This window comes from Streptomyces sp. NPDC020489 (genome assembly GCF_044386545.1).
Classification (GTDB): domain Bacteria; phylum Actinomycetota; class Actinomycetes; order Streptomycetales; family Streptomycetaceae; genus Streptomyces.
Genome location: NZ_JBIRUZ010000033.1, coordinates 1 through 4024, shown reverse-complemented (window position 1 = coordinate 4024; position 4024 = coordinate 1). Strand labels below are relative to the sequence as shown.

The window sequence follows — 4024 nt, the reverse complement described above, 5'->3', positions numbered from 1 at the left end:
TCATGATCGCCACCTCACTTGTCGTCGACGTCTGCACGTGAAGTCCGGGGGCGGCGCCCCCAGCGGGCGCCGCCCTGCGGTCGTCGGTCAGGGCATGAGCTGGTACTCCGGGAAGTTGCCCGGCAACCGCTCCCCCGCCGGTCCCTGGGTGACCGCGCGCACCAGCAGCTCGCCGCCCACGAACGCACCGCGCCAGGAGGCGCCGAACCCACCGAAGAGCTCCTCGCGGTCCCCGCGCGAACGCGGCTTGCCGTGGCCCACCTTGAACGCCCGGATCTGCGGGGCGAGTCGGTCGAAGGTGGACCGGTCGTCCGTGGACAGGGTGGCCACCAGCGCGCCGTTGGAGGCGTTCATCGCGGCGAGCAGCTCCGCCTCCGTGTCGACCAGGACGATGGTGTCGACCGGGCCGAACGGCTCCGCGTGGTGCAGCGGCGAGGACGGCGGCGGGTTAAGGAGGGTGACGGGCTGGACGTACGCCGAGGTGTCCTGGCCCGGCAGGAAGCGGGCCTCCGCCGGGTCGGCGCGGTGCAGGGGGACGGCACCGCGGGCGATGGCCTCGGCGACCTGGTCGTGCAGTTCCTTCGCCTTGGCCGCGTTGATGACCGGACCGAAGTCCAGTGCCGGGTACGGGTCTTCGGCGTTCTCGACGGCGAGCGGGTGGCCGACGCGCAGGGTGCGCACGGCGGGGAGGTAGGCGGCCAGGAAGTCGTCGAACAGCTCACGCTGGACGACGAAGCGCGGGTACGCGGTGCAGCGCTGCTTGCCGTAGTCGAAGAGCTTGGGGATCACGGCCGTGAGGGCGTCCCAGTCGGAGTGGTTCCAGATGCCCCAGGTGTTGAGCCCTTCCTGTTCGAGGACATGCCGCTTGCCGAGGTCGGCCACGGCCGTGGCCACCGCCGCGCCGGTGTCGCGGCCGCCGACGAAGGAGACGCAGCCGATCTCGGGCGCCCGCACCAGCGCCTCCGACAGCTCTCCCCCGCTGCCGCTCACGAGGGTGACGGGTATCCCCTCACGCGCGGCGAGCGCACAGGCCAGGGTCAGACAGGCGACGCCGCCGTCGGTCGGGGTCTTGGCGATGACCGCGTTGCCCGCCAGGGCCTGGACCAGCAAGGCGTGGACGAGCACGCTCATCGGGTAGTTCCAGCTGGCGATGTTGGACACCGGACCGTCCAGCGGGGCGCGCCCGGCGACCATCGGCTCGATGCCGTCGACGTACCAGCGCACGCCGTCGATGGCCCGGTCGACGTCCGCCTGAGCGAGCCGCCACGGCTTGCCGATCTCCCACACCAGCAGCAGTGCGAGGAGTTCGCGGTGCTGGGCGAGGGCGTCGAGGGTGGCCGCGATGCGGGCCCGGCGCTCTTCGAGGGGGACGTGCCGCCAGGCGCGGTGCTGGTCGAGGGAGGCGCGGACGGCCTGGTGGGCGGCTGCGCGGTCCAGGCGGGGCGGGCCGGCGATCGGGCTGCCGTCGACGGGGCTGGTGGCGGGCAGGGCCCGGCCGTCCGCGTGCCAGGCGCCGTTCCAGAGGTTGAGGACCCGGTCGTCCCGGAACGCCTCCGGGGCGACGGTGAGACAGCGCCGCCAGGCGTCGTCCCAGGTGGTGCCGGACTTCACCACGAGGGGCGTGGAGTTGAGGGTGATGGTCATGGGTGTCTCCGCTCTCGGTGCACAGTCGGGGGCGGGGGGTGCCTGCCTGCCTCGCGGAGGCGCGTAGCAGGCAGACCCGGGCGGCAAGTGGCCGCGCGTACAGGGGGGTAACCAGGAGGAACTCAGTACCGCCGTACGACGTCGGCGCTCATGCCTCGCGCGGGGTCGCGTGGTCGGCGTCCAGCAGTTCCCGGACGAGTCGGGCCGTCTGGGTCGGGGTGTCGCCGACCTTCACGCCGGCCGCTTCCAGTGCCCGCTTCTTCGCCTGCGCCGTGCCCGAGGAACCGGACACGATGGCGCCCGCGTGCCCCATGGTCCGTCCCTCCGGCGCGGTGAAGCCGGCGATGTAGCCGACCACGGGCTTGTCGACGTGCTGTTCGATGTACGCCGCCGCGCGTTCCTCGGCGTCGCCGCCGATCTCCCCGATGAGCACGACGAGTTCGGTGTCGGGGTCGTCCTGGAAGGCGGCCAGGCAGTCGATGTGGGAGGTGCCGACGACGGGGTCGCCGCCGATGCCGACACACGTGGTGAAGCCGATGTCGCGCAGCTCGTGCATGAGTTGGTAGGTGAGCGTGCCCGACTTGGAGACCAGGCCGATCCGGCCGGGCTTGGTGATGTCGGCCGGGATGATCCCGGCGTTGGACTGGCCGGGCGTGATCAGCCCCGGGCAGTTGGGGCCGATGATCCGGGTGCCCTTCTCCTTCGCGTACGTGGTGAAGGCGACGGAGTCGTGGACGGGGATGCCCTCGGTGATGACGACGGCGAGTCCGATCCCGGCATCGACGGCCTCCAGGACGGCCGCCTTGGCGAAGGCGGGCGGCACGAGGACGACGGTGACATCGGCTCCGGTGGACCGTATGCCGTCGGCGACCGAGCCGAAAACGGGTACGGCACGGTCGTCGAAGTCGACGCTGCGGCCGGCCTTGCGCGGATTGACGCCGCCGACGACGTCGGTGCCGGCCGCGAGCATGCGCCGGGTGTGCTTCATGCCCTCGGCGCCGGTCATGCCCTGGACGAGGACCTTGCTCTCCTTGGTGAGGTAGATCGCCATGTGCCGTCTCCTCAGCTCGTGTGGGCGAGTTGGGCGGCTCGGCGGGCCGCGCCGTCCATGGTGCTGGCCTGCTGGACCAGCGGATGGGCGTGCGCGTCGAGGACCGCTCGGCCCCGGGCGGCGTTGTTGCCGTCGAGGCGTACGACGAGCGGTTTGGTCAACTCGACCGTCTCCAGGGCCCGTACGATGCCGTCGGCCACCGCGTCGCACGCGGTGATGCCGCCGAAGACGTTGACGAACACCGACTTCACCGCCGGGTCGGACAGGATGACGGACAGCCCGTCGGCCATGACCTGCGCGGAGGCGCCGCCGCCGATGTCGAGGAAGTTGGCGGGCCGGGCGCCGCATCCGGCCACCACGTCCAGGGTCGACATGACGAGACCGGCGCCGTTGCCGATGATGCCCACCTCGCCGTCGAGCCTGACGTAGTGGAGGCCCTTCACGGCCGCGGCGGCCTCCAGGGCGTCCCCGTGCTCCGTCTTCTCCTCGCCCCAACGGGCTTGGCGGAAGCGGGCGTTGTCGTCGAGCGTGACCTTGCCGTCGAGGGCGACGAGCTGCCCTTGGCGGGTGCGGACCAGCGGGTTGACCTCGACGAGGACGGCGTCCTCGCGGACCAGTACCTGCCACAGCCGTACGAGCACGTCGACGGTCTGCGGCGGGAGGCCGGCCGCCTCGGCGATCTCCGCCGCCTTGGCGCAGGTGACCCCCTCGGCCGGGTCGACGGGGACGCGGGCGACGGAATCCGGTCGGCTTTCGGCGACCTCCTCGATCTCCGTGCCGCCCGCCGCGGAGGCGATGGCGAGGAAGCGGCCCGCCGCGCGGTCGAGGACGTAGGAGACGTAGAACTCGGCCTCGACGTCCACCGGTTGGGCCAGCATGACCTGCCGGACGGTGTGGCCCTTGATGTCCATGCCGAGGATCTGGCGTGCCGCGTGTTCCGCCGCGGCCGGGTCGGCGGCGAGCCGTACGCCTCCCGCCCTGCCCCGGCCACCCGTCTTCACCTGCGCCTTGACGACGGCGCGACCGCCGAGCCCGCGGGCGATCTCGCGCGCCCGCCGGGGCGAGTCGGTGACCTCCGCCCGCGGTACGAGGATGCCGTACTCCTCGAAGAGCCCCCGGGCCTGGTACTCGTACAGGTCCATGATTCGGCTCCCGTCTTGATCGGGTCGCGTCCGAAAGTGGTGCACGACCCCTGGACATCACCCACGGGATGCGGGATAACAATCTTCATACAGTATTCGTCGACTGTATGCAATCTACCGGACGCAGCTCAGGACCAGCGCCACCAGCAGGCTCGGGACAACGGACAAGCGAGGTGACCTGTGACGG

General features: G+C 71.7%; 3 protein-coding genes. All 3 read right to left on the bottom strand.

From position 1 onward, the window contains the following. Positions 1-87: 87 nt before the first annotated feature. A complete protein-coding gene (locus tag ACH41F_RS41770; RefSeq protein WP_398839860.1) occupies positions 88-1644 on the bottom strand; it encodes an aldehyde dehydrogenase family protein in 1557 nt (518 codons plus the stop codon). A 148-nt stretch (positions 1645-1792) separates the two neighbouring features. Continuing rightward, a complete protein-coding gene (gene sucD / locus ACH41F_RS41765; protein ID WP_398839859.1) occupies positions 1793-2695 on the bottom strand; it encodes a succinate--CoA ligase subunit alpha in 903 nt (300 codons plus the stop codon). A gap of 11 nt (positions 2696-2706) precedes the next feature. Beyond that, a complete protein-coding gene (gene sucC / locus ACH41F_RS41760) occupies positions 2707-3837 on the bottom strand; it encodes an ADP-forming succinate--CoA ligase subunit beta (protein ID WP_398839858.1) in 1131 nt (376 codons plus the stop codon). Positions 3838-4024: the final 187 nt, after the last annotated feature.

Coding starts and splice junctions, on each gene's coding strand:
- ACH41F_RS41770 (WP_398839860.1), bottom strand. CDS start 1,644: ATGACCATCACCCTCAACTCCACGCCCCTCGTGGTGAAGTCCGGCACC.
- sucD (WP_398839859.1), bottom strand. CDS start 2,695: ATGGCGATCTACCTCACCAAGGAGAGCAAGGTCCTCGTCCAGGGCATG.
- sucC (WP_398839858.1), bottom strand. CDS start 3,837: ATGGACCTGTACGAGTACCAGGCCCGGGGGCTCTTCGAGGAGTACGGC.